We start from the raw sequence: 25,665 nt of genomic DNA, 5'->3' as shown, positions 1-25,665 counted from the left end.
TGATGAGCCTGACGGGTTTTGCTGTAGCCAGCCTGTTCATTCGCCCGTTAATAAAGGACAACATCTTTATTAACGGGCAAAATTGTGATTAGCGGGGAGTGGAGCAATGCGAATCGTGTTGTTGGGGACAGGTGGTTATCACCCGAATGAGCGCCGGCATACTGCCTGCTTAATGCTCCCCGAACTGGGAATTATTTTTGATGCGGGAACTAGTTTTTTTCGCGTTCCTGACTTCCTGCAAACGCGCGATTTACAGATTTTCCTGACCCATGCCCATCTGGATCATATCGCAGGGCTCTCTTTTTTCCTCGTCCCCATGCTGACAGATCAAGTGGACTCTGTCAAAGTTTATGGAGAACCAGCAAAGCTGTCTGCAATACAGACACATCTGTTTTGCGAAGAAATCTTTCCTGTCCTGCCTGATTATGAATTCACAGCCTTGCCCGAAACGGTCACCGTCCCCGGCAAGGGAATTCTGCGGCACTTGAAACTGGAGCATCCGGGCGGCTCCGTTGGCTATCGCATCGATTGGCCCGAGCACTCTCTGGCGTATATCACCGATACCGCCAATCCGGAACAACATCGCGACTTTATTCAAAACGTTGACCTGCTGATCCACGAATGCTACTTTCCTGATGACATGGCAGAGTGGGCTAAAAAAACCGGACACAGCCACACGACACCCGTAGCCGAACTGGCCCGAGACGCGCAAGTGGGGAAATTAGTTCTGACTCACATCGACCCACAACGTTCGGGCGATGATCCCATCGGAATCAAAGTTGCTCAAAAGATCTTTCCGAATACAATACTGGGCGAAGATCTAATGGAAATCGATTTTTAAACCCGGAACAGGAACTCCATGTCGTCCACTTTCTTAATACCAGGCAAGCATTCCACATGACGAAAGAAACAGCAGCCAACACACTTCTTTCTCAAGAGCTGCTTGAAAGTTTGAGAAACCCGGAAAATGGAAAACCTCTGGAATGGAATGCAGAACAGAGTCTACTCATTGACCGAGGAACCAGCCGATCTTTCCCCGTCAAAACGAATATCCCCCGCTTTGTCGAATCGGAACATCTTACCAGTTTCGGACTGCAGTGGAATAAATACGAGGTGGCGCACGACGATGAAGACCGCGCGACCTTTGCTGCCAAAACGGGATTAGAACTCGGTGAATTAAACGGGCTCAAAATCTTGGACGCGGGCTGTGGAGGAGGCCGCTACTGTAAAGTCGCCGCGGAAGCAGGAGGCAACGTCTTCGGTGCAGACCATACGACGGCAGTCGAAAAGGCACAAACACTCTGTAGCCACCTGAGCAACGTTCAACTGGTTCAGGCTGACCTGAAACATCTCCCGTTTGCGCCGGAATCGTTCGATTTCGTATTTTCGATCGGGGTTATGCATCACGATAAAGATACCCGTGCTGTCTTTGATGCCGTAGCCCGAATGGTCAAACCGGGGGGCCGTTATTCAGTCTGGCTTTACCGCAAAAACCAGTGGTGGCAGGAAGGAATCAATTCTGGCCTGCGTAAAATCACCACCAAAATGGCTCCTGATAAACTGGAACCCTGGTGCCGCTTGGGAGCATGGCTGGGCGGAGTTCCCGTGATCAACAAAATCCTGAATAAAGTCGTCAATTTCAGCAACCACCCCAATCGGGAAAATCGAGTCTGCGATACCTTTGACTGGTTCGCGCCCGCCTATCAATACCACCATACCACCGCAGAGCTCAAGTCCTGGTTCGAGCAGGCTGGCTTTGAAGATTTGAAAGTCCTCCCACCGGAAAAAACAGGGACCTTCTATCGCTGGTGCTATCACCACAATTTGTTAATTGGCAGTGGAGTGAACATTCAGGGTACGAGATCCACTTAAGATCAATCAGGTTTCCCTATCACAACCATCGATTTAACCGTTAAGTCTTCACTGATTTATCAGAAGAGATCGATTGCTAAATCTTTCAGCGCCAGCCCCTTTCAAATCTGACATCCACACCAAAAGCAGTTCGAAATCAAGCAGACTGTTATTAAACCATCTATCAGACTTGACAATCTGGCTTAAAAAAGTGATAGAGGAAAGTACTCGTTTGAGAGATACACATAAAGTTATCCATTTACCGCACTTGTTTACGGCATTAGCTATCGGAGTGTGAATGGAAAAATGCTTCTTTAAAACCTGAATAACAATCAATTCCACATTCCAATATGAATCTGCCACTTCTTTTTAAGGTGGCGATCAAGCGCGACAGGGAGTGTCATGAATCTATCGAACCCTCCGCCCGGGCAATCGACTCCAGCAATTGAAGAATTAGTCAACAAGCATTACAACGCAACGATTCAAGAATTGCGTATGCCGCACGCTCATTTAATGATTGTACGGGTCAAGCCTGACGGCGATGTTCCCGGTTTCTCAGGTGGTCAATACACGACTCTCGGCTTAGGTTCCTGGGAACCGCGAGTTGATGGAGGTCCGCTGGCTGAGCTGGCGAAGCCGAAATTAATCCGTCGTGCCTATTCCATCTCCTGCCCCATGGTCGACACGCAAGGAAATCTACTTTCCAATGACCAGATCGACTATCTGGAGTTCTATATCACGCTCGTCTTACGCCCCGATTCAGATGATCCCCCACTCACACCCCGCCTGTTTTCTCTGAAAGTGGGTGACCGATTGCACTTGGGCAAGAAACCCGTCGGAACATACACTCTCAAACCAATTCAGCCCGATGACAATGTCATTTTTGCCGGAACAGGAACGGGTGAAGCACCGCATAACTCGATGAGCGTGGAACTACTTGAACGAGGGCATACCGGAAAAATTGTCTCCATGACCTGCGTACGGTATAAAGGAGACCTCGGCTATCTGGACCAGCAGGCGCAGTTACAAAATCAATTCTCTAATTACCGCTATGCTGCGTTTACAACCCGGGAGCCCGAAAATGTAGACCAGAACCACCCCCACTATGTCGGCAAACAATATTTGCAGGACGTCATTCCTCCCGAAAAATTTCAGGAACAGTTTGGCTGGGCTCCCAATCCGGAACAGACGCATGTCTTTCTCTGTGGGAATCCATCCATGATCGGACTTCCGGAAAAAGATGAACAGGGAACGCTGGTTTTTCCCGAATCAAAGGGCATGGTCGAACTGCTTTCGGAGCAGGGATATCGACTCACAACGGCCAAAAGCCCGGGAAACATCCACTTCGAGAAATACTGGTAAAATCACCGTTTCAAGAATGCGTATTTTACCGATGCAAAGCAATCGGGGCTCAATCGAAGCCCCGGTTTGACGCTGGCTTTGTCTGCGTAGAGCGTCTCTGAAAAAAACTCAGAAACGGGTGAGAACACAACGCAGCACAAACAACATTGCGCGAAAAAAAGGTCCTTGAAAATGATTTCAAAGAGATCAGAAGCCGCGTCAATGACGGGCGACCTGTATTAGATCGCGTTCTCAGTAAGAATGTAGTGGCTCAGAATCAAAGCGACTTGGTCTAAGTCGCTTTGAAACCCGTAAGACGGGTTTAGCCTTTACGGTGTCTGATTTTAGCTCTCGCACGTCGTTTTTTACGACCAATTTTCCGACGTCCTTTGCCTGTCTTCTTGGTACCCATTCGAAGAAATGCCTTTCGTTTCTGCTTCTAATTCAAAGTGATTTTCAATGTATTCGGCTCTGTTAACCAATCGACATATTTCGGGTTAACGTCCAATTTCAAGTAAATAATAGCAATTTCAGTTCAAAAACTGTGGTGCAAACCGTTACTTTAACAGGCTTTGGCAGAATCTTCAACCACGTCTGTTCAAGGAATTTGAGGTCCCTTGAGAAATCTGTCTTAAAACCGGAAGATAGAAGCACGGACTTGAAAGCTCAAATGACACTCCACAATTCACCAGGAACAGCGAAAATGGATTACCGAAACTTAGGAAAAGCTGGCGTTCGCGTCTCTCCCGTTTGTCTGGGAACAATGATGTTCGGCGGGCCAACCAATGAATCAGACTCGATCGCCATTATGCATAAAGCCATCGATCTCGGCATCAACTTCTTTGACACCGCAAACATGTACAGTACAGGAGGCTCTGAAACAGTCGTTGGAAAAGCACTGGCGGATCGACGCGACAAAGTAATTCTGGCGACCAAAGGCCGCGCTCCGATGGGAGACGGACCAAACGACGCTGGTGCCAGCCGCGTCCATCTCATGCGAGAATTAGACAACAGCTTGCAGCGAATGGGCACGGATTATGTGGATATCTACTACGTTCACACTCCTGACTACCAGACTCCGATCGAAGAAACACTGCGTACCCTGGATGACATGGTCCGATCCGGAAAAGTGCGTTATATCGCCTGCTCCAACTTCCGTGCCTGGCGGCTGGCCGAAGCCCTCTGGACCAGCGACGTTCGCAACCTTTATTCGTTCAGCTGCGTTCAACCTCTTTATAACATCATGAACCGGGACATTGAGGTCGAACTGATGCCACTCTGTCAGGAAAAGGGGATTGGCGTTGTGAGTTACAGCCCGCTCGCTCGGGGAATCCTGACTGGAAAATACCGCAAAGACCAGCCGTTTCCGGAAGGCAGTCGCGCTTCTCGTAATGACAAACGCATGAGCGAAGCCGAACTCCGCGATGTCAGCATCGAACTGTCTCAGGAAATTGCTGCCTACTGTGATCAAAAAGGCGTTTCCATGACGAATTTTGCTTTAGCCTGGTGTTTAGCCAATCCGATTCTCACCTCGATTATCATCGGGCCACGCACAATGGAGCAATTCGACGACAACCTGGGTTGCCTGGATGTGGAAATCACAGCCGAAGACGAAGCCTTTATTGATTCGCTGGTTCCCCCAGGAGAACACAGCGGCAAAGGATTCCAGGATCCACAATACCCGGTTACCGGACGGGGTAAATAATTCCCGTTAGGGAAGTCCCCCAAACTGGCGAACCGCTTCGTACATCACGGCAGTCGCAGTACTGGCTAAATTCAGGCTGCGTACCTGCTCGCGCATTGGCAGTTTCAGATTGGAATCGGGGGACTCTTCCAGAATTCGGGGAGGCAGGCCGTTGCTTTCACAGCCAAACAGGAAAACATGACCAGGTTCCAGCTCCGCCTCCCAGACAAAGCGGGTTGCGAACTTGGTCAGCTTCCACCATGTCCTGTCAGAGAGCTGTTCCTGAACTTCAGACAGGCTGTCGACGGCTTCCCAGTTCAGATGCTGCCAGTAGTCCATGCCGGCTCGTCGCAAATGCTTTTCATCAAGTTTAAACCCCAGCGGTCTAACCAGCCACAATTTGGCACCGACGGCCACACAGGTTCGACCGATATTGCCGGTATTCTGCGGGATATCCGGCTGGTAAAGTACAACATGCATTGAAGGCTCAGACGATGATGACATTCCGACTCTCAAATTGATAAAATTATCGTAAAACAGGGATAAATACGAATTTATAGCACTCGTAACAAAGCACGATCTATGTAATACTTAACGCGTTCCGGTTATGATACTTCTGCGCAAAATCAGCTCTTGGGCAGGGTACCTTAACAGGTGAGAGAATGGTACGGACAGCTGTTCCCGCTATCGAACAATTTTCTAATTCTAGAGCGCATCACATTTAACTATAGCGTCATTCAATCTAATATACTCGGTCCAAATGGCCTTGGAGACGCTACAGTAAAACTGGACACAGTCTATAAACTCAAAATCAAACTAATACAACTCAATAAGATTTTCCAATGTTTCAAAAAGTCAGCGACGCCAGCTTCATTAAAGGTGAACACGAAATCCTCAAATTCTGGGAAGAGAACCAGACTTTTGACCAGCTTCGCAAAAAAAACCAAGGCAAACCTAAGTGGAGCTTCATTGATGGTCCCATGACTGCCAATAATGCGATGGGCGTTCACCATGCCTGGGGCCGCGCGTACAAAGACGCCTATCAGCGTTATTACGCCATGACGGGACACGAACTCCGATTCCAGAACGGCTTCGACTGCCAGGGGCTTTGGGTCGAAGTCGAAGTGGAAAAAGAATTGGGCTATGGAACCAAGCAGGAAGTCGCTGAGCACGGCATCGACAAATTCGTAAATCAATGCAAAAAACGCGTCCTGCGTTTCGCGGCCCGTCAAACCGAACAATCAGTGCGTCTCGGATACTGGATGGACTGGGACAATCCCGCTGAGCTGCGAAACTTAGCAGAATTTATTGGCAAGGAAACAGAAGTCACACTCACTGCTCCCAGTGGAAAGCAGATCACCGACACAGCTGACATGCTGGTTTCGCGGCTGGGAAATGCAGAATGGGGAGGCAGCTATTTCACCTTCTCTACCGAAAATAATGAAACCATCTGGACCTTTCTCAAAAAGTGTTTTGAACGCGGCAAAGTGTATCGCGGCCATGATGTCATGCCCTGGTCAGGACGGGGAGGCAGCGCTTACAGTCAGATGGAAGTCGCTGACGGACGACAACTTTCCGTGCATCGCTCCGTCTTTGTCCGGTTTCCCCTTAAAGACCGTGAGAATGAAAATCTGCTGATCTGGACGACGACTCCCTGGACGCTCACCAGCAACGTGGCGGCTGCCATCAATCCAGATCTGGATTACGTCAAATTGCAGGCGAAAAAAGATGGCGCCATTTATTACTTCGCCAAAGAGAATCTGAAATACCAGAGACTGAACCGAGAATTTAAAGAAGGATTCGGGAAACCGGAATGGTCCTGGCCGAAAGATGTTCCCAAACTGAAAACATTGGCCCAAATCTTCAAAGAGCAAGGGGGCTATGAAATTCTCGACACAATCAAAGGTGCCGAGATGGTAGGCTGGGAATACACGGGCCCCTTCGATAATCTCCCCGCACAACAATCGCCGGGTGGCCACCCCAGCGATGAAGCGTTATTAGATCAAACCGGAATCTCCTGCCATAAAGTCGTCGATGGCGGTCGTGATTTCAAAGGGAACCCCCACGTGGTTGCTGGCGAAGGAACCGGAATCGTCCACACGGCTCCCGGCTGCGGTGATGTCGACCATCAACTGGGAATTCAATTAGGGCTGGTAGCAATCGCCCCTCTCGGCGAAGACGGTCGCTTTGAAGAGGGATTTGGAGAATTCACCGGCAAAGAAGCCATCGACCCCGCGACTCCCGAACTGGTGTTTGAACGGCTGAAAGAAAAAGAGCTCCTGTTCTCTGTCGAGCAGTATCCGCATATTTATCCCCACTGCTGGCGTACCGGCGACGAACTGATTTTCCGTCTGGTGGATGAATGGTTCATCAACATGGACTGGCGCGAAGAGATCAAAGATGTCACCCGTCAGATCGACTGGGTTCCTTCCAGCATTGATGGTGAGCAACATGAACTGGAATGGCTCACCAACATGCGTGACTGGATGGTTTCCAAAAAACGATTCTGGGGCTTGGCACTGCCAATTTGGGTCGATGAAGAAACGGGCGATTTTGAAGTCATTGGCTCCCTGGCTGAGCTGAAAGAACGCGCCGTCGAAGGCTGGGAAGCTCTGGAAGGACATACGCCTCACCGCCCCTGGATCGATGCAGTCAAACTTCAAAACCCGAAAACAGGGAACCTGATGTCACGTATCCCCGACGTAGGAAACCCCTGGCTGGATGCGGGTATCGTTCCCTTCTCGACGATGCAGTACAACACAAATCAGGAAGAATGGAAAAAGTGGTATCCGGCTGATTTAGTCACGGAGTGTTTCCCCGGCCAGTTCCGTAACTGGTTCTACGCGTTACTCTCGATGGCCACGATGATGGATGGCACACCACCGTTCAAAACCCTGCTCGGATATCGACTGGTTCTGAATGAAGAAGGCAAGCCGATGCATAAATCAGATGGAACCGCCATCTGGTTTGAAGAAGCCGCCGAACAGTTGGGTGTCGATACGATGCGTTGGATGTATCTGGCACACAACCCGGCATCCGACCTGCGATTCGGAATGCGAAACCCAGAAAAGCCTGTCACTCTGAATACACCGGAAGGCCCGATCAGCGAAACGAAAGAAGGCGCTCCCACCTGTCTGGTGGAAAGTAAGCCAGCCGATGAAATTCGCCGGCAGGTACTGATTCCGCTTTGGAATTCCTATGCCTTCTTCGTCAACTATGCACGGCTGGATGAATTTGATCCCGCTCAGGATCGCATCCCTGTTGCAGAACGCCCCGAAATCGATCGCTGGGTTTTATCCAATCTGCAAGCGTTACTCGCTTCCGCCAAAACGGAAATTGAAGCCTATAACTATGCCGGCTTCCTCAAAGATGCCACGGCGTTCATTGATGACCTGTCGAACTGGTACATCAGACGGAATCGACGTCGCTTCTGGCGTTCTCAGGATGCGAATGACACAGATAAACTGGCCGCTTACCAGACTCTGTTTGAAGTGCTGGTCACCTTATCCAAAGCACTCGCTCCCAGCATCCCGTTCCTCAGTGAGAGAATCTACCAGAACCTGGTCACCAGTTGGGATCAATCGGCACCTAACAGTGTGCATCTCTGTGATTATCCCCAGTGTGATGCTTCCCTGCTGGATGAAGAACTCAATTTCCGTGCCTCACAGGCCCAGATCGTGGTTAAACTAGGCCATAAGTTACGGGATGAATCCAACCAGCGCGTTCGTCAGCCTCTGGCGGAACTACGATTCGCCTGTCAGACGACGCAACAAACTGAGGCCATTGAAAATCTGGCAAATACAATTGAGGAAGAGCTGAATATCAAACAAGTCACACGCTGTGAAAACCTGGATGATCTGGTCAGCTACACTTACAAACCCAATTTAAAAACGCTGGGACCGAAATACGGCAAGTTGCTCGGCATGCTCCGAAAGGATCTGCCTGAAGTCGGAGACGCGGTTCTAGGTCCACTCCGACGTGGTGAATCGGTCTCGCTGGAACTCTCCGGCAATCAGATCGACCTGGAGCCAGAAGATGTGCTGGTGGGAACCGAACAAGCCGCCGACTGGGTTTGCTCTGATGATCAGGGAATTCAGATTGCCATTTCAACCAAGCTCACGCCTGAACTGGAACAGGAGGGCATGGCCCGCGATTTTGTGCGGCAGGTTCAACAACTCCGAAAAGAAGCCGATCTGGAAATTGAAGACCGGATCAAAGTCTACTTCAATACCAATGGCGCGACAGAAGTCGAGCAGGCTGTATCGAGCTGGTCCGAGTATATCCTGGGGGAAACACTGGGAGATCAACTCGAAGCATCTGATAGCGCGACCGGGGCCAAAGAAGTCACGATCGGAAGCTCCAAAGTCGGAATTCGAATCGAGAAATCATAAGTCAAATGGAAGAGATAAGTCGTAGTCGCTCAACTGAATCAGCGACTACGACTATCGATTACTCTCTTATTTCTGAGACTGTTTTTCTTCGATTCGTTCCACCAGTCGCGCCACGTATGACTGCAGGCGTCGATCCAGCTTTGGATTCTTGAGCGGCAACTCTGCAATTTTTTCTTTGACTGGTGCCACTTTTTCGTTGCTCAACTTATCGAGCCCATTTAACGCCAGCATGGCAACATAAACACCATCCTGATTCTGGTTCGCAAGTGAAACCAGCGTCTGGACGGCATCTTTGGCATCCTGCGCATCACCATATTTCCCCAGCGCTTCCGCGGCGATGCAGCGCACCGATTTTGAAGAATCCTTTAACGATTTGTGTAATGCACTGTGGGCCTGTTTGACTGCGTCTTCCCCTCTCATTAACAGTCCCATCGCGGCCCAATATCGGATGGCAGAATTCGGGGCATTCAACCCGGCAATGAGTTCAGCCTGACCATCCTGCGTTCCGGACGATGCCACTTCTGCCATCGCCAGAATTTTTTTCAATGGATAAAGCTCATTATTTTCCGCAATCAAGTAAGGAGCGCCGCCATCAGACAGGCGATGAATTTCGGCTTCTGGCATAAAACCGAGATCTCGTATCTCAAGAATTTTCTGCTGCTGTGCCTGGCGCAGTTCTTTCAGAATCTCCTGATGTTCGTCTGAGTTCATAAGATTGTTGACTTCGTCCACGTCTGCCTGCAGATCATATAATTCTTCCGCTGGCTTCGTTTCCCAGAAATAGGTCTGCGGAGGAGTCAGCTCTCCGGCATCATACATTCTCTTCCAGACCTGAGTCGTCGGTGTCTGGAACATGTAATTCAGGTACTGACCATACTCTTTGTGAGGCATAAAGTTTTTGATATACAGATAACGCTTGTTTCTGATCGATCGGACCAAGTCATAACGTTCATCCATCCGGCCGCGAAAACCGTATTGATACTCTTGTGGAGCCGTATCATATTGCCCCATAAATGAATTTCCCTGCATGTGCGCGGGTGGCTTGATACCAGCCAGACTAAGCGCGGTGGGTGCGAAATCCACAAAACCAACCAATCGATCCGTCTTGCCATCCGTCTGATAATCAGTAGGAGCCAATTTGCGGAACTTCGGGGGAACATAAACGACTAAGGGAACCTGCAGGCCGGAATTATAAGGCCAACGCTTGCTACGAGGCATGCCCGAACCATGATCACCATAATAAAAGATGATGGTATCCTCAGTCAGTCCCGCATCGGCGAGTTCCTTGAGATTCTTCCCGACCAACGCATCCATTTCCGTGATGCGATCATAATACTGCGCCCAGTCATGGCGGACTTCGGGAGTATCCGGGTGGTAAGCAGGAACACGCGCTTTCGCAGGATCATGAATCAGCGTATGAGGACGATTGCGAATTTTACTTTCGTGGCTGATCGTATGGTTAAAGACAGAAAAGAAAGGCTGCCCCGGTTTCCGATTATTCCAATGCGCTTTCCTGCTGGTTTGATCCCAGACTTTGCCTGGCTTGGCGACGTTATAATCTTCTTTGCTGTTATTCGTGCAGTAGTACCCGGCTTCTCTGAGATACTGTGGATACATCAAAATGTTATCAGGCAGCTTAACCATGCTCCGCATATGCTCGGCCCCCAGACAGGTCGGGTACATGCCTGTAATCAGCGTCGTTCGTGCGGGCGCACAAACGGGCGCAGTCGACCAGCAGTTCAGATAGATCATTCCCTCTGACGCCAGTTTATCAATGTGAGGCGTGTCTGCGTATTGATCTCCATAGCAACCAAGCTGGGGCCCGTTATCTTCGCTGGTAATCCACAAAATGTTCGGACGGCTACTATCTGATTCCGCAGCAAATAGTTGAATATTAAAGCCACAGACCACCGCTATGGTTAAAGAAAGCAGTATCCATCCGATCCCGTTTTGGAGAGCACTTCTTATCTGCATGTTTTTCTTTCAAATCTAAGCTGAAGGTGAAAGCCATCCCAAAGAAAAGAGGCTTGTCGAGTTTATTTAGTCCGTGATTTTCCAGTAAGCTTCCGGATCATTAATCTGATGTTCGGCGTGACAGCTGATTAATTTGCTTTCACATCATAACACAACAAGAGATCCTGATCTCTTAAGAACAGCTTTCCATCTGCGACAACCGGATGCGGCCAGGCAGGTTTTCCGCTGCGCTCAGGTTGATCGAAGCGTCCTTTCTCGACATATGCCTTGGGATTCACTTCAACCAAGGCCAGCGGTCCAGCTTCACTCCGCATGTAGATGTGACCGTTAGCACAAGTCAGAGCTCCTTTTCCGACAGAGCGATTTTGCCAGACAGTCTCTCCATTGGTGAGATTGATACAGGTCAGCACGCCTGGATCACTGGAACCATACAGGAAGCCGTCAACTTCAACCATTCCACCATGATGATTTTTCATATCCTGTGTAAAGAACCCCAACTGAGCAGACACACGATTCTGAGCGGGCGTTAAACGGAGCAGGGCGCCTCCCGTTCCATAACCTGACGCATAAAAGATAGAATTGTTTCCCGGAAAGAAGATCGGCGCAGAGCAGTTTGCCGTTTTATTCGCAGCCCGATTATTACCCCACAGCGGTGTTCCAGATTGAGCCTCGACGCCCATGATGCCGTCATGGGTAAAATTCACATACTGCTGCACGCCTCCCACCGTCACTTTAATGGGGGATGAGTAAGCCGCTTTGGGGTTTCCAGGCACAGCCGCTTTCCAAATCGTACTTCCATTCTGCTTATTGAGGGCTACCATGGCGGCACCTTGCCCGCCTGGAGAGCAAATCAGTTTATCACCATCGATCAAGGGAGATTCGCTGATGCCCCAGACAATATTACTGGCACCAAAATCCTGTAAGATATTCTTGGTCCATTCCATACTACCATTCCTGGTTGACATACGGGAAAGGTCTCCACTTGCCCCCAAGGCATATAACACATCGCCATCGACAGTGGGAGTAGAACGAGGTCCATTACCTTGACCATCTTTGAATACGGAACCATTGGGCTGAGTCCAGACAATTTCCCCCGTATTGACATCAATCGCGATCACGACTTCTTCATTCGCTTTTGTCCCCATCGTAAACACCAGATTGCCACTCAATGAGACGGAAGAGTATCCCTCACCTAAACCGCGGGCTGTCCAAAGTAATTTCGGCGGGCTTTGGTTCCAGTCTTTTGACAAGCCTGTCTCTGTCGAAATATTGGTACGTCCAGGTCCACGAAATTGCGTCCACTGCTGAGAAACGGGAGACGGTTTCCCCACATTTGCTCTTTTTTTGGCTTTCATTTCTTTTTTCAGCTGACTCACCGTGCCGCTAGACTTGGAAGCGATGACATCACGAACTGAAAGGCGAGTAATCGTACCCGAAGCAGTTGTAAAAACGGTTGCCCTCTGACCAACCTTGAACTGGTCAAATTGAGATTTCTTTCCGTTGTACGTGGTAGAAGCTGAGTCCGGAATCGAAAAACTTTTCTCTTTCCCTTGAGTCGATTTAATCGTGACTTGTTTTTGAGCCGCAGAAAGTGATGTGATGCTGCCACTAAAGATTGCTGCTTCAACCTTCGCAACCCCAAACGTGAATAACAGACAGACAGTCAGACTAAAAAGACGCTTTGATCGCATGGGAAGCCCTCTTATTTTTTAGAAACCAGTCATTTTTCCAGCGTTGCCGCTACCTGGCAGGCAGATATTTCAAGCCCGATTATACCCGGATCAGAACAGCGGATGAAGCAGGAATTACGAATTGCAGAATTTTGAGCATCTTTTCTAATCACTTCAGAATCACATTTCAATCGATTCACACAAGCCCCTCAGTCAATTGAAGGCGCGTCTATCAAGACTTGGGTCACGACGGGCCGATGATCCGATACCCAGGTCCACCTGTTCTCTGCTGAAAGAACCGTTATAAATTGATTGGCCCAAATGCCATCCAGATCCAGTACGGGTAATGGCAAAGGCCAGGTTGCCATGTAACCATTGCCGGCAACTTCATTCGAATTTTGAAGCAACGCGCGAACAGGACGAAAATGCACCGAATCACTGGGGGTATTAAAATCTCCCAGGACCAAAATCGGATGATCGTTATTTGCTGAAACTTGATTCGCCAGTTCTTGCAGGGCCGATTTTCGGGACCGCAAAACATCGCTTCTGATGTCAACCAGATAGACCGACAGCATGCATTGAGGCGATTGGCGAAATGTTACATCGAAACGTTCGTATTTCCCCATTTTGGCGAGTGCCCCGGAAGTCTGACTGGAAATCGGAATGCGAGACAGTAAGACAAGTCCCTCCTTCACAACCTGATACGGGTGTCCCGGAAAGGACTCTTTCCAGAACAATTTCATTTTGTCAGAGTCAGCTCCTGCTTCCACCAAACCAATCAGATCGGCATCAACGGCTCTCAATTCGTCCAGAACGCGCTCCATCCCCCAGATTCGGTCTCCGATGTTCCAGAAAAGAACACGGACCACAGGCTGCTTTTCTTCTATCATGCTTGACCGAGCGACGTGTCTTTGAAATTGATAATTCCAACACCAAGTCCCCGTAAGTAGAGTCAGAATAAACCAGACCAAAGCGATCCGATGCCAGCGGACATACCAGGACAAAATAAAAACGGTAGCTGCTCCCAGGCTCAAAAGAATGAGAGGAGACACATAGAACACCAATGTCGGCACAAGCCCGCCAGCATCACGTACTGTAAACCGAATCATCACAGCTAGAACCCAGCCAGCAGAGAGAATCAGGATCAACAGCTTCAGCAACCAAAATCGCAGTCTGGCTGTCGAAACCGGTGCGTTCTGAGCTGCTGTCTCCGATTGTGTATTTGCCAAACGAGCTGAGTTCATTTTTGATTAATTTCCCTGATACAGCGCTCTCGACGCTGACTTTATTTCATCAGATCTCATTGATCTATTTATACAAGAGTGAATCTGAGTTATAGTATAATTCAGCTGTTTTATGATTCTAACAAGATTTGAAACACTCTGACTTCTTAACTTAGGGCAAGGGAAACAAACTCAAGATGAGCCAGACACCAGAAGAACGCATACAGGAACTGGGACATACTTTACCATCTCCACCAGCGGCTGTGGGATCATACATCCCAGTGACGCAATTTGGGAATACGATTGTTACGAGCGGCCAGCTCCCCTTTATTGGTACCGAGCTGATGTTTAAAGGAAAAATTGGTGAACACCTTCATGAAGATGATGGCTCCAATGCTGCCTGCCTGTGCCTGCTGAATGCGTTGGCCCAGATCAAGTCAATCACCGGTGAGCTCTCCAAGATTAATAAAGTCATCCGCTTAGAAGGCTATGTCCATTCTGCTCCTGGATTTGATCGGCAGCCTTATATCCTGAACGCGGCATCACAGCTATTAACTGACGTTTTGGGAGATAAAGGAAAACATACGCGGGTCGCGCTGGGGATTTCCGAAATGCCTTTAAACGCTGCTGTTCAAATAGCACTCTGGGTTGAAGTCTCTCCGTAAGACTCAGTCTGTAACCTTAATCACGGGAATCAGCCTGGGCACTACCTGATACTGGAATGATCTGAATGAACCGGTGTGAAACACAACTTGATCAAAGTTCTTTTATTTACTCCTGTTCAACACGAATGAAAGTAGCCAGCCTGCTCCTTGGCTTGATGATCAATACCAGTCTCGCCCAAGGCCAGTTACCCCAGATTTCCCCGGGAACTTTGAAACCGGATCCCACATCTTCACAGGAATCGGAGTCCGAAAAAAAGAAAACCGCTAAAAAAGGTGCGTGGACTTCTTTCCTGGGAAATAACCGTAACGGAATTTCAGAAGAAACCGGCCTGAATTTAGACTGGAACGTGCGTCGTCCCGCTGTGCTTTGGCGCGTCCCACTGGGAGGGGGCTATTCTTCCATTGTGGTTGCTGATGGCCGGATCTGGACCATGGCAACCCATCTGACAAAAGATTATGTCGTCTGCTTTGATGCAGACTCGGGAAAGAAACTCTGGTCCACTTTCGCCGCACCAACATATCTGGACAGCCAGAGACAAGCCCGTGGCCCCCGTTCGACTCCCACCTATCATGATGGTAAATTGTATTGTCTCTTACCTGCGGGAGATTTACTCTGCCTCGAAGCAACTTCCGGCAAAATCATCTGGAAAAAGAACATTTTCCGGCTGAGTGGTGCTGCGCAACAAGAACAGAAAACCATTTATTATTGGGGCATGTCAGCGTCCCCCTTGATCGAAGGGGACCTTGTCATCCTTCAACCGGGAGGATCCAATAATAATTCGGTCATTGCTGTGAATAAAGAGACTGGGAAACTGGTCTGGTCTGCTGGTAACGACCCGCCCGGATATGGTTCTCCGATTGTGATCGAAGCTGAAAATCAACGTCAGATCATTGTCCCTACCGGCCAATCGATTCTCTCTCTCAATCCAGAACAGGGCAATCTGCTCTGGCGCGTTGTCTGGGGTAACAAATATAACTGCAACTGCGCCACTCCCGTATGGAATGAGGACTCACTCTTTATCTCTTCTGCTTATGGAACAGGCTGTATGCGATTTGCCTTGATCCAACATAATGAAAACCTTCGTCCTATTTCCCGCTGGAAAAACCTTGCGATGCAGAATCAGTTTGCCACCAGTATCATCAAGGATGGCTTTATCTATGGCCCCCACGGCGATTTAGCAACGGTGACTTACCGGTGCCTGGATATGCAACGCGGACAAGTCCAATGGAAGTCCCGGCGCGTTGGCAAGTGCACTCAAATCGCTGTCGAAGATCACATCATCTGCCTGACAGAGCAGGGGACTTTGATCTTAATCGAAGCGAATCCGACCGAGTACCGTGAAAAAGGCAAGCTAACAGGGTTGTTGGGTTTTAAAGCGTGGGCACACCCAACCCTGGCAAATCAACGTCTCTATCTGCGTGATGAGAAAAGGATGATCTGCCTCGATCTCAAACAAAAATAGCCGCGAAAGAATGCTTGACTCCTTCACAGCTATGCTTGTCTGATTCGGTGATTGCGTTTTATTTTACAGGAGCTGTTACCAGCTCTTTTTTGAGGCGTTCCAGTTTTTGCTGTTGCTGCTTAAGCAGTTGTTCCTGCCTCTCAATCTGTTGCTTTAAAACCTGCTGGTTTTTTGCTCCTGCAGCCTTAGGAGGCTGAACCTGCCCCGGAAAAACGCGGCGAGGAGGATTTCGCAATTTCTCAAGTGCTCTTTTATTATCGGCTTTGGCCTGTGCGAAAATCCCATCCGCCTGAAAAATGGTTCTCCGTGCTTCGTCAAAGACGGTGTGTTTGTTCCCATCTTTGTCAGTGTACTCACCAAAGCCACTGTCGCCTTCATTATCATTGATATCGTTTTTGGCATCCATGAGGACATCGTAAAATGCACGGATAAAACCTGTTTTCAAATCATCGCGATTGTAATCGGAATACTCATCCCGCTCAGACGACTTCTTCTGCGCTGCATCACCCGGCTTGGGCTCTTCCGCTTTTTGATTTGCAGAACTAAAGCCGGACATGGAGACGTAAAACAAGCCCATTACAACAGCCAACGTCAATAATCGTTTCATCAATCTGCCTCATCTATTCATAAAATGCGAAATAACCTTAGGCTATTTATTCATCGAACTCATTATATTCGAACCATTCCGTTTATTTCAATCTTTTTAACATAAAAAGGAAAATACAGTCCAGACAAACACAAAAAAGGCCTGTGCGTTAATCACAGACCTTTTTATATATTCTAACGTTGTATCAATCGATCTTCGACTCAGGAATTGATCGCGTTAATGGCGTTCGCTAAATCCATCAGCTCATTGATCAATGCACTTCGAAGCGTTGTGAGACCAGCAATGGCCCCAATTCCGATGATCGTCAGTAACAACAGGTATTCAACAAATACAGCACCACGGACTTTTTTCTTCCATTGCTGAGTTTTGGTCCGTATTTTATTTAGCACAGAGTCGCCCTTTCATGTAGTCCAGATAGAAAATCCTCTGTGTAACTAACATGCATAACCTGTACCAATCATTCGGATTTTCAGGATTCCATACTCTCAGCGGATATTATTTGTAGAATCACAATAGGTGAAGTGGAAATACCACTTGTCAGCACCACTGTTTACTCAGTGAGAGCCCCGTTGAATGCCTAAAAATCGTAACAAACAAGATCAGTATTCACCCAAAGTGTTAACCATCAGATACACTTTGAATTTGAAAGAATCCAAGAGGATACAAAGATTCTCAAGGAGAGCAGGGGAAGGAAAGTGGCTCGGAAACGCTTTAGGAGAAGTCGCTCAAGAATTGAGTGATCGGATTGCGTCTTCTCGATTCGCATAAGTTTCCCAGAGCTGGTCAAGATGGGTCACTTCCAGAACTTCTGTACAATATTCGCTAAGCCCGCAAATACAGAATTTACCACCTTCTCGATGGTTCAGGCGATTCCACATCCGGAAAATCACTTCAATGAAAGCAGAGCCAAAAAATGAGGTGTGCGAGAGGTCGAGCACAACGACCGGAGGGGAAGCTGTTTCAGCAACCTGCAACAGAACATCCGTCAACGCATCAAGCCTGGGCTCGTCCAGGTTTTCGTACTCTGGCCCTAAGGACACGATGGTGACCTGACCTTCTTTGACTATTTCAGGTGGGTAATCGGCAGGCATAATTGAACTGTCAACAAGATCGTCGTTTGTAAAAACCCTGCAAGTATTAACAAGAGGGATATCAAAGGAACCTACACATAGTAATCCAAATCAGTAAACTGTCAACCAATAAATCGGTTTGAGTATTCAAGATCTATTGGCGCAAGTCTATTAAAACCGAATATTTACCAATACGCTTCGCTCTTCGTATCTCGCCTATCATCCAGTTCAGTTGAGAATAGAGCCCCGCGAAGAAAGCTTATTGTTCGTTTTTCCACTCATGGAGTTTTGCCGTTAATTTTATTTTTTGATTATTGCGCAATACAATCAGGGGCACTTCGTCTCCCACTTTATGGGCTTCCAAAGCATCCAGTAAGCTATTCGCATTTGTTATCGGCATTTTATCCAGCTGCATGATCAGGTCTCCCAGTATCACATTCCCTGACTTATCCAGTCGAATCGCCTGTAAACCAGCTAGATCCGCGGCGCCACCAGGTATGACTTCCTGAACCATGACTCCCTGGGCATCTTGGGGTAACAGCTGATTGGTTTTCAGTTTTCGGGTGACAAAATCATCAACGCCCGTAAAGTTCAAGCTCGGGATCTGAATGACACCATAACGAATTAACTGAGGGACAAATCGGCTGATCAGATCAACGGGAACAGCATAGCCAATTCCAGCATAGACATGGGAAGAGCTATAAATGGCGGTATTCACCCCAATTAAATGCCCCGAGCTGTCGAGCAAAGGGCCTCCCGAATTTCCAGGATTAATGGAAGCATCAGTTTGAATTACATTCCGAATGGACCGGCCAGTTACGGAAATAATTTCTCGCCCCAACCCGCTAATAATTCCTGTCGTCAGAGATTGATCCAGACCAAACGGGTTTCCGATGGCCAAGACAGTCTGCCCCACTTGAAGATCAGTAGAGTTGCCTACTTCAATGGGCTTTAATCGCTCACTGGGCGCATTGATTTTCAGGACAGCCAAGTCTTTAGAGGGAGCAAAACCGACCAATTTTGCTTTCCAGATCGTATTATCAGCTAATGTGACGGTTGCTTCATCCGCTTTCTGAATTACATGAAAATTGGTTACAATATGCCCTTTGCGATCCCAGATAAAACCGCTTCCCGAACCCTGTGGCGTTTTTTGCAGATTCATACTGAATTGATCTGCTTCGAGCGCAAATTCTGCAGTACGAATATGCACGACCGAAGGTGAAGATTCGCGAAATAATTCGATCGTTCTCAGTTCGGTTTGCGTCAGATCCGTACGCAGGGGAACCCGGGACGTCGATTGTCTCAACTTACGGCTGACTAACTCAAATGCCATGAGACCAATCAAGACAATGAGAATGAGAATGAGCCATTTCTGAGTGATCGAAGATTTTCTCTCTGGAGAATCAAACCGATGTGACTGTTGTTCTGGGGCCATATCCTGGTGATTTCTCAGAAAACGAAAAGACGGACACTGATGTCATACAATGTTCATTTTAGGCAGGCCTGCACTCGCATCGCAACACTCTTGAGTAGATTGTTGATCACGGTCTATTTACTGTAACTTCGCCGCCTCAGAATTGAGATCACTGACAGCTTTGATAAATCGCTTTTTCAGTTTGGGTGACAGTTCTGGAAATGCCGATTGAACTTCAGGTGTTAACATTTTGAAGCTGCGTTCGACTGCAGCACAAATCCGTTTGATTGCCTGTTCAGGAGAAATCTCTGGTTTGGCGACAACCGCCGCTTCTGACCCGGAACCTTGTGGGGCAGGTGATGCAGCGCCTGATCGAAACGGGCTATAGTCGCTGCCTGATGCTCCCATATCACGGGCATGCGCGCCAACGGTAGCAGGAGCATCTGCCTGTTCTCGTCCGCCCGATTCAAAACCTTCTCCATCAGACTGTCCGTATTCAGACGGGTCTTTGACAGAAATCGGCTCATCCGAAACAAAAGCGACTTCCGAGTCTACGGGATATTCTTCAAATGGTTCTGAGACAGAAAGGTCTTCACCATTGATGGCACGTCTCCAGGCTTTCAGTTCTGCAACTGTCGCCTCGTTTTCTTCCGCCCACTGCAAACATTCGGGGGCATCATCCCAGGTGAGTGCAATATAATAGTGTGACCACTTCAATTTGGTATATTGCTCCCGGACGTCTCCAAAAGTCTCCCAGACTCTTCTACGCTGATAGACTTGATCGCCGCTTAAACCAAGCATTGCACCAAAATCAGCATCGGTTCGCCCTTTGGCGTATTTTTTTGTCCATTGTGATGCACACTCACCGATCACCCAACTACTCTCACTCAATGCTTGTCGAGCAAGATCGATTAATTGTTCTTCAGTCATTTTTGATGTCGAATCGGTCTGATCAGTCATTTTTTTTGATGTGTCTTTTCTGGAAACGGAAAACACTCCCCTCAATCTTTTTATCCATCTCTAGAAGGAAGGGAGAGAGATTTTGAACCTTCAGAGCCTTAAATGCCTCTAGTGAGAAAGCAGAAAAGGAATACCTTCGATGCTACACGGATTGACTTCAGAATACCACCAAAGCAGAGCGGTTAGTCAAAGAGAAGCTACTTTCAGCCGCTACCTCTTTCCTAAACTTTATCATTGGCCCAACGATTCCATACTTTGCACTACGAGTTAAAATGGGAAGATTGCAAAAACATTTCGGATCACCTGTGGTTTGCTTGACCTAACTTCGATCGGTTATTAGGATTCGGTCAAATTCATACGAAGAAGCGTCGAAGAATGACTCTATCGCTTCTATTGATTAAATAGTTCTAACACTATAAACTCCTCTCTTATAAGAGTTTATTTGTTCCAACAGAACTTCAGGGCGCCGTGGCCAAGCGGTCTAAGGCGACGGATTGCAAATCCGTTATTCCCCGGTTCGAATCCGGGCGGCGCCTCTTTTACATTTTGCCTCTTTCGAGAGGCTTTTTTTATTGATCGTCTGCAGTACCAGCCTCAGATCCTCTTCAACCAAGATCCTTTGGGGACTCAGAAGCGCATGCGGCACTGAGAAACCCAGCCTCTTCAGCTTGCCTGCATTCTTATCAAACCCGTAAAAAAACCTGGCAACATCACTGTTGCCAGGCATCGATTTCAATCCAAGGTCTTTTTTTATCTGGTTTGAGACGCTTTTAATTCGGTTAAAATTTCTGAATTCTTCAGACAGCGGACCAGGGAGACATCGCTGGCCATGCGGCCTCTGTGATCTCTGACCCCTTCTGCAATATTCAGCGTACGATTTAACCCGGCCTGTAGTTCCCGATTAACAGAACCGGAATGACTCGATTGCAATTCGGTATACTCTGTACCGGAAGCGTCCCACATAATCCACGCTGATGCCAGATCATGTAAACTTGCCGTTCCAGCCGGGAAGTAAGTATTGATTCTCTCCTTCCAGGCAGTCTGAGAATATTGCATGCTTTCTCGAAAGAATTGTCGACTCTTATTCTCTCGATCTACTTTCTGATAATATTTTCCCTGAGTATATGCCAGATGCGCTTTGGAAAGGTTCAACAAATCGTTTCTTCCCATTCCTGCATCCCGCTCTGCCATCCACTCTACCTCAGATTGAATTTCTTCCAGTTCACGTACATAGTTAGCCAGTCCCGTCGCATCATTTTTGTCACCATGGTAAAAATACTGGTGTTCTTGATTTGCAACATAGACAGTTCTTGATGCCCTGCGAAACTCTGACAGATCTGTTTCACCGACCTGCAATTCCGCTTTTCGAATCGTAAAGTAATCATTCGACAGTTTTGATATCTGTGCGAGCGAGGATTGCTGAAGATCAACATCCTTGGCCGCATTTGCAATTTCATATTGATTTTGTGCCAGAAGTAATCTGGCGTGCACAAGATCTCCATACCACCCTTGAGCCGCTGGTTGGTCGAAAGCCTGTAATTGCTCAACTGCTCGTTCAAACAATTGTCGTTTTTCATTCAACAGAGTGATTTTTGCTTGTTCAGTCTGCCGAATTTCAGCTGCTTTCAGTTTGTTGTCGAATCCAATATTGAGTGCGAGATGATACTCAGAAAGTGAAAGCAATCCTCGAGAAAACGCATCAGTACTCTGTCCCACCAGCTGAGCGGCATTCGTTTCCGTTTGCTGTAATTGCTTTCGCAGATTTGAAGAAATTTTATGCCGTGTTTTGGTGGGCCGCTTCGCAACAACGGTTTGAACTTTCTGGTTCTGCTGACTTTTTTGTTGTGGTACAACGTTTAAGGGAATGTATTTCTTTTTCTTGCCAGATTCGAGATGAGTCGATTGGGGAAGGCTTACCAGAGAAGTAGCCAAACCTTCTTCGACAGCCAAAAAGCTCTGCAGATCCAAAGGAGGCGCTTCTATGATGGGCGTTTCCGGTGTTGCCAATCTTTCAGAGGGAACTGGATATTTCAACCAGAGAACGAAGCAGATCATTAAACAAGTAATGGTACAACTAATAAAGAAATGAGTTCGATCATTCATTGAGATACAGAATCACCTGATAAGGATAGGCTCCGATCGATAAGATCTGTCAGAGCGTGGTCAGAGCGATCCGTGCTGTTTGCTACTAATTTCTCCTTGTTGTAGGCTATCGGCACAATCTTTCACACAAAATTTTAATTTCAGCAGATGGCATTGCAATACAATCGACATGTATTTCTGTCAGTGGCATACAAACTGGTACGAAACGACTAACTAGACCACTGGCAGCCCAACGCACTTCACTCACCCCACCAAGACCCACCATACCACACATTCACCCTATCTCTTTTCTCAGCATGTATTTGTGAGAATTACATGAGCAATTCGTCGTTTCATTCGGTGGATCTTCAATTCGGGTTACGTTTAAAAAATTGTTGCCATAATCCTTTTTTTTGATTTTCGTACTGGCGTTAGATCAATCAAGAACACTACTATCGATCCTAATTGATACGACCACCCTATTTACCTAAAGCAACATAATTGATTATTGTGATAACATCTGTTATCGTAACGCCACCCTCACATTCGCCATATTCTTCCTAATCTCTTTATATTTTAATTAGTGGAATTTGGTCGCTCCCGACCTTTGTTTGCTGAGCAATTGCCAAAGGGCAGGCTGATCAATGCCATCAATTGATTCAACGAGGACAAAAGGATTCGTGATGCCCCCTCTCGGAATTATATATACGACAGACTCCCAACTGGAAACTGTCCTCAAAACCAATGTTGAAACGATTATCAACCAAAGCTTTCAAACGGCAACCACTCTCGCTGAACTGAACACATGCCTACAGCAGAGTTCGTCACCAGCCGTTGTATATCTGGACTTGAGAACTTCTGACGTTCCCTGTGAACATGATGCCCGAAACGAAGTCCTTTCGTATTTAAAAGAAGTCTGCCCCTACGCTCTAAAACTGGTCTCAGTGATTGACCAATTCCTCCCACTGGATTTGTCGGAGTCTGCCACATTTTTAACTGATGCCTTCCTGGAATATCCACCTGAGCCGGAAGAAGTGAGCATACTTGCCAAAGAGTTAGCGGGGATTAAAGCTGTCAAGAAACCTTCGTCGCTACCTGAATCTCGTCAAATGTATGCCAATAACCGGCATGTAACGACCTACACTCAGTCAATGATCCCGATCATCGATCAGATTTCCAAGATAGCGAAACATAATGTCACATTGCTGCTTGTCGGTGAGACAGGAACAGGGAAAACCACATTAGCCTCGATGATTCATGAACTTTCCCCTCGAAGTTCTGAACCGTTTCAAAATATCGCCTGTGGTGCGCTTCCATCCGATTTAATTGAAAGTGAACTTTTTGGTCACTTACGCGGCTCATTCACAGGAGCAGAGCGAAGTAAAATTGGTCGTTTCGAAGCAGCAGGAAAAGGGACACTCCTGTTAGATGAAATTGATATTCTTTCTCCGAAAGACCAGGCCAAACTTCTCAAAGTGATTGAAACCGGGCAATTCGAACCAGTTGGCTCAACGGAATCGCGCATATCTGAAGCACGGTTGATCGTTGCTGCAAATGTAGAACTCGATGAATTAACGCGAAATAACAAGTTTCGCTCTGATTTATATTATCGTTTGAATGTCCTGCAATTTCGATTGCCGGCTCTAAGAGAACGCCCGAACGATATCATTCCACTCGCGCTGCAGTTTATCAAAGAATGCTGCCAGCAACATTCAGTCGTAATCAACAAAGTACATTTAAAAGTACTTCGGATGCTTAAGCAGTATCAATGGCCTGGAAACTTGAGGGAGTTGAAAAACCAGATTCAACGAGCCGTCTTATTTTCGAGCCATGGCGAGCTGACTACTGATGAATTTTCACCTGATATTTTACAGCACACGATGTCACTTCCTGAAAACAGCCTGCATTCAACACCGAAATGTAATACATTAGCCGATCAGGTAGCGATGAATGAAATGCACCTGCTGCAAAAATCATTATCAGAAAATGGGCACCGCAAAACGGCAACGGCAAAAGCGCTGGGAATCAGCCGGGTAGGGCTTTACAAAAAAATGCGTAAGTACGGGATGCTTGAGCAAAAGAAGCCAGACCCCAAAATCAAACTTCACGCAGAGAGCTAGGCGACACAGTAGTTTAAGCTACTTATTCTGAGAGATGCCCTGCAGCTTCACGGTTCCCGGAAATGCGTTTGCAAACTTGAATCACACACCAGCCAATAGCCTATCGACCGGCATTATCGTTCGCTGAATTACGAACCGTGGGAGAGGTGGTACTGATCGCTTCCCCAAAAGTTGTTGGTTCAAGAATACCACCAGGTTGATGTTCCCGAATCAGGAAGTTCCGCAGCTCTAAAACGGCAGGACCGAAGAACAAAATATAAATGGGGGGTGCCATGCAAAAAATCACCGGGAAGAGCAGTTTGATACTTGTCTTACTTGAATGCTCCTCTGCACGCTGACGATATTTTCGACGAACACCATCTGCAAAGTCGATCAAGGCTGTTGAAACATTTGTCCCCAGTCTTTCCGTCTGAGAAATCATCAGCGAAAGGGCATTCACATCGGGTGCATCAATTCTTTTAGCAAATTGTTTTAGTGCATCAGACATCGAATTTGCATCAGCATGACGACGAATAATCTCAAACTCAACTGCAATGTCTGGATGAGAAAAACGAACTTCTTCAGTAACACGCTGCAATGCAGTCCTTAAAGGAACACCACCGGTCAAACACATCATCACCAGGTCAAGTGCATCGGGTAATCCTCTTTGAATTCGATAAACTCGACGGTCTGCCTGATTATGCAATACCAGACGAGGAAGGCCATACCCAATACCAGCAACTAATAACCCAACCATCAGAATAATCTCTGGAAGACTCGAACCTGGATCTGCTAAAACACAACCAATCCCAGTTATGATGAGTACCAAAACAATCAGCAAATTCCGGGTCGCCAGATATTCAACCAGAGCCGTTGACGAATAATATCCGGCCCGTTTGAGATCGAGTTCTATTTTTTTAATTTCTTCATCAGACTGTGGAACCACACTCGCCATCGATCGACTAAACAACCCCACTTTTGAGGTCGAATAGTTCTTCGAACCCTGGTCGTTCAGATTGTTTCTTTTCTTCCTTGTAGATCGATGACCGGCAGCAATTGCATCTCCGATCAGGAAGATGACAAAGCAGACTAAAAGAAAAGTAGCAATGGATACAAAATCAACAAACATAGAATTCTCTTTTATGTGAAATCTGAATACTCAGTTCTAAAG

19 protein-coding genes and 1 tRNA gene are annotated in these 25,665 nt (G+C 47.4%); 9 read left to right on the top strand and 11 right to left on the bottom strand.

Annotated features, from left to right (window positions below):
• Positions 1-106 precede the first annotated feature (106 nt).
• The 4 genes from AAC022_RS14095 to AAC022_RS14080 all read left to right on the top strand — a co-directional run bounded on the left by AAC022_RS14095 (position 107) and on the right by AAC022_RS14080 (position 4,897).
• Positions 107-841, top strand: a complete 735-nt coding sequence (locus AAC022_RS14095; protein ID WP_339731880.1) for an MBL fold metallo-hydrolase — start codon at positions 107-109, stop codon at positions 839-841.
• A 56-nt stretch (positions 842-897) separates the two neighbouring features.
• Complete coding sequence (locus AAC022_RS14090) at positions 898-1,872, top strand: methyltransferase domain-containing protein (RefSeq protein WP_339731879.1); 975 nt, start codon at positions 898-900, stop codon at positions 1,870-1,872.
• A 381-nt stretch (positions 1,873-2,253) separates the two neighbouring features.
• Positions 2,254-3,213, top strand: coding sequence for a ferredoxin--NADP reductase (locus tag AAC022_RS14085; protein WP_339731878.1), 960 nt, complete (start codon positions 2,254-2,256; stop codon positions 3,211-3,213).
• A 682-nt stretch (positions 3,214-3,895) separates the two neighbouring features.
• Entirely contained in the window at positions 3,896-4,897 is a 1,002-nt protein-coding gene (locus AAC022_RS14080) for an aldo/keto reductase (RefSeq protein ID WP_339731877.1), read from the top strand.
• A gap of 6 nt (positions 4,898-4,903) precedes the next feature.
• On the opposite strand, the gene AAC022_RS14075 is transcribed toward AAC022_RS14080, so the two are convergent.
• Entirely contained in the window at positions 4,904-5,380 is a 477-nt protein-coding gene (locus AAC022_RS14075) for a tRNA (cytidine(34)-2'-O)-methyltransferase (RefSeq protein ID WP_339731875.1), read from the bottom strand.
• Between the two features lie 338 nt (positions 5,381-5,718).
• Between AAC022_RS14075 and AAC022_RS14070 the strand changes: the two genes are divergently transcribed.
• Complete coding sequence (locus AAC022_RS14070) at positions 5,719-9,267, top strand: class I tRNA ligase family protein (protein WP_339731874.1); 3,549 nt, start codon at positions 5,719-5,721, stop codon at positions 9,265-9,267.
• 66 nt (positions 9,268-9,333) lie between these two features.
• On the opposite strand, the gene AAC022_RS14065 is transcribed toward AAC022_RS14070, so the two are convergent.
• From AAC022_RS14065 to AAC022_RS14055, 3 genes are all read right to left on the bottom strand, one after another.
• On the bottom strand, positions 9,334-11,241 hold the full coding sequence (locus AAC022_RS14065) for a sulfatase-like hydrolase/transferase (RefSeq protein ID WP_339731872.1): 1,908 nt from the start codon (positions 11,239-11,241) through the stop codon (positions 9,334-9,336).
• A gap of 128 nt (positions 11,242-11,369) precedes the next feature.
• Positions 11,370-12,932 carry a PQQ-binding-like beta-propeller repeat protein gene (locus tag AAC022_RS14060; RefSeq protein ID WP_339731870.1) on the bottom strand — a complete coding sequence of 521 codons (1,563 nt, stop codon included), beginning with the start codon at positions 12,930-12,932 and terminating at the stop codon, positions 11,370-11,372.
• A gap of 188 nt (positions 12,933-13,120) precedes the next feature.
• Entirely contained in the window at positions 13,121-14,155 is a 1,035-nt protein-coding gene (locus AAC022_RS14055; protein WP_339731868.1) for an endonuclease/exonuclease/phosphatase family protein, read from the bottom strand.
• 176 nt (positions 14,156-14,331) lie between these two features.
• Here AAC022_RS14055 and AAC022_RS14050 point away from each other — a divergent pair, with 176 nt between their 5' ends.
• The gene (locus tag AAC022_RS14050; RefSeq protein WP_339731867.1) at positions 14,332-14,799 is read left to right on the top strand and encodes a RidA family protein; all 468 of its coding nucleotides are present in this window, start codon (positions 14,332-14,334) and stop codon (positions 14,797-14,799) included.
• Between the two features lie 65 nt (positions 14,800-14,864).
• Positions 14,865-16,262 (top strand): PQQ-binding-like beta-propeller repeat protein, encoded by a 1,398-nt coding sequence (locus AAC022_RS14045; protein WP_339731865.1) that lies wholly within the window; start codon positions 14,865-14,867, stop codon positions 16,260-16,262.
• A 58-nt stretch (positions 16,263-16,320) separates the two neighbouring features.
• On the opposite strand, the gene AAC022_RS14040 is transcribed toward AAC022_RS14045, so the two are convergent.
• The 5 genes from AAC022_RS14040 to AAC022_RS14020 all read right to left on the bottom strand — a co-directional run bounded on the left by AAC022_RS14040 (position 16,321) and on the right by AAC022_RS14020 (position 20,313).
• Positions 16,321-16,869, bottom strand: a complete 549-nt coding sequence (locus tag AAC022_RS14040; RefSeq protein WP_339731863.1) for a hypothetical protein — start codon at positions 16,867-16,869, stop codon at positions 16,321-16,323.
• A 200-nt stretch (positions 16,870-17,069) separates the two neighbouring features.
• Positions 17,070-17,258, bottom strand: coding sequence for a hypothetical protein (locus tag AAC022_RS14035; RefSeq protein ID WP_145308814.1), 189 nt, complete (start codon positions 17,256-17,258; stop codon positions 17,070-17,072).
• A 336-nt stretch (positions 17,259-17,594) separates the two neighbouring features.
• Positions 17,595-17,960 carry an STAS domain-containing protein gene (locus AAC022_RS14030; protein ID WP_339731859.1) on the bottom strand — a complete coding sequence of 122 codons (366 nt, stop codon included), beginning with the start codon at positions 17,958-17,960 and terminating at the stop codon, positions 17,595-17,597.
• A gap of 238 nt (positions 17,961-18,198) precedes the next feature.
• On the bottom strand, positions 18,199-19,374 hold the full coding sequence (locus AAC022_RS14025; RefSeq protein ID WP_339731858.1) for a trypsin-like peptidase domain-containing protein: 1,176 nt from the start codon (positions 19,372-19,374) through the stop codon (positions 18,199-18,201).
• A 117-nt stretch (positions 19,375-19,491) separates the two neighbouring features.
• Positions 19,492-20,313, bottom strand: coding sequence for a hypothetical protein (locus AAC022_RS14020; protein WP_339731857.1), 822 nt, complete (start codon positions 20,311-20,313; stop codon positions 19,492-19,494).
• A gap of 462 nt (positions 20,314-20,775) precedes the next feature.
• Between AAC022_RS14020 and AAC022_RS14015 the strand changes: the two genes are divergently transcribed.
• Positions 20,776-20,849: transfer RNA gene (locus tag AAC022_RS14015), tRNA-Cys, on the top strand.
• Between the two features lie 214 nt (positions 20,850-21,063).
• Here the strand turns inward: AAC022_RS14015 and AAC022_RS14010 are convergent.
• A complete protein-coding gene (locus AAC022_RS14010) occupies positions 21,064-22,416 on the bottom strand; it encodes a hypothetical protein (protein WP_339731855.1) in 1,353 nt (450 codons plus the stop codon).
• Between the two features lie 662 nt (positions 22,417-23,078).
• Here AAC022_RS14010 and AAC022_RS14005 point away from each other — a divergent pair.
• A complete protein-coding gene (locus AAC022_RS14005; protein WP_339731853.1) occupies positions 23,079-24,515 on the top strand; it encodes a sigma-54 dependent transcriptional regulator in 1,437 nt (478 codons plus the stop codon).
• Positions 24,516-24,615: 100 nt separating this feature from the next.
• Here the strand turns inward: AAC022_RS14005 and AAC022_RS14000 are convergent, their stop codons facing one another.
• Positions 24,616-25,623, bottom strand: a complete 1,008-nt coding sequence (locus tag AAC022_RS14000) for a type II secretion system F family protein (RefSeq protein WP_339731851.1) — start codon at positions 25,621-25,623, stop codon at positions 24,616-24,618.
• Positions 25,624-25,665 lie beyond the last annotated feature (42 nt).

The organism is uncultured Gimesia sp. (genome assembly GCF_963976445.1).
Classification (GTDB): domain Bacteria; phylum Planctomycetota; class Planctomycetia; order Planctomycetales; family Planctomycetaceae; genus Gimesia.
This window is presented reverse-complemented; position numbering and strand designations above follow the sequence as displayed.

Bases quoted from the DNA above. Each gene is read 5' to 3' on its own strand.
- AAC022_RS14055 (WP_339731868.1), bottom strand. From the start codon at position 14,155: ATGAACTCAGCTCGTTTGGCAAATACACAATCGGAGACAGCAGCTCAG.
- AAC022_RS14045 (WP_339731865.1), top strand. From the start codon at position 14,865: ATGAACCGGTGTGAAACACAACTTGATCAAAGTTCTTTTATTTACTCC.
- AAC022_RS14040 (WP_339731863.1), bottom strand. From the start codon at position 16,869: ATGAAACGATTATTGACGTTGGCTGTTGTAATGGGCTTGTTTTACGTC.
- AAC022_RS14025 (WP_339731858.1), bottom strand. From the start codon at position 19,374: ATGGCCCCAGAACAACAGTCACATCGGTTTGATTCTCCAGAGAGAAAA.
- AAC022_RS14050 (WP_339731867.1), top strand. From the start codon at position 14,332: ATGAGCCAGACACCAGAAGAACGCATACAGGAACTGGGACATACTTTA.
- AAC022_RS14065 (WP_339731872.1), bottom strand. From the start codon at position 11,241: ATGCAGATAAGAAGTGCTCTCCAAAACGGGATCGGATGGATACTGCTT.
- AAC022_RS14090 (WP_339731879.1), top strand. From the start codon at position 898: ATGACGAAAGAAACAGCAGCCAACACACTTCTTTCTCAAGAGCTGCTT.
- AAC022_RS14000 (WP_339731851.1), bottom strand. From the start codon at position 25,623: ATGTTTGTTGATTTTGTATCCATTGCTACTTTTCTTTTAGTCTGCTTT.
- AAC022_RS14080 (WP_339731877.1), top strand. From the start codon at position 3,896: ATGGATTACCGAAACTTAGGAAAAGCTGGCGTTCGCGTCTCTCCCGTT.
- AAC022_RS14085 (WP_339731878.1), top strand. From the start codon at position 2,254: ATGAATCTATCGAACCCTCCGCCCGGGCAATCGACTCCAGCAATTGAA.
- AAC022_RS14095 (WP_339731880.1), top strand. From the start codon at position 107: ATGCGAATCGTGTTGTTGGGGACAGGTGGTTATCACCCGAATGAGCGC.
- AAC022_RS14030 (WP_339731859.1), bottom strand. From the start codon at position 17,960: ATGCCTGCCGATTACCCACCTGAAATAGTCAAAGAAGGTCAGGTCACC.
- AAC022_RS14070 (WP_339731874.1), top strand. From the start codon at position 5,719: ATGTTTCAAAAAGTCAGCGACGCCAGCTTCATTAAAGGTGAACACGAA.
- AAC022_RS14075 (WP_339731875.1), bottom strand. From the start codon at position 5,380: ATGTCATCATCGTCTGAGCCTTCAATGCATGTTGTACTTTACCAGCCG.
- AAC022_RS14060 (WP_339731870.1), bottom strand. From the start codon at position 12,932: ATGCGATCAAAGCGTCTTTTTAGTCTGACTGTCTGTCTGTTATTCACG.
- AAC022_RS14020 (WP_339731857.1), bottom strand. From the start codon at position 20,313: ATGACTGATCAGACCGATTCGACATCAAAAATGACTGAAGAACAATTA.
- AAC022_RS14005 (WP_339731853.1), top strand. From the start codon at position 23,079: ATGCCCCCTCTCGGAATTATATATACGACAGACTCCCAACTGGAAACT.
- AAC022_RS14010 (WP_339731855.1), bottom strand. From the start codon at position 22,416: ATGAATGATCGAACTCATTTCTTTATTAGTTGTACCATTACTTGTTTA.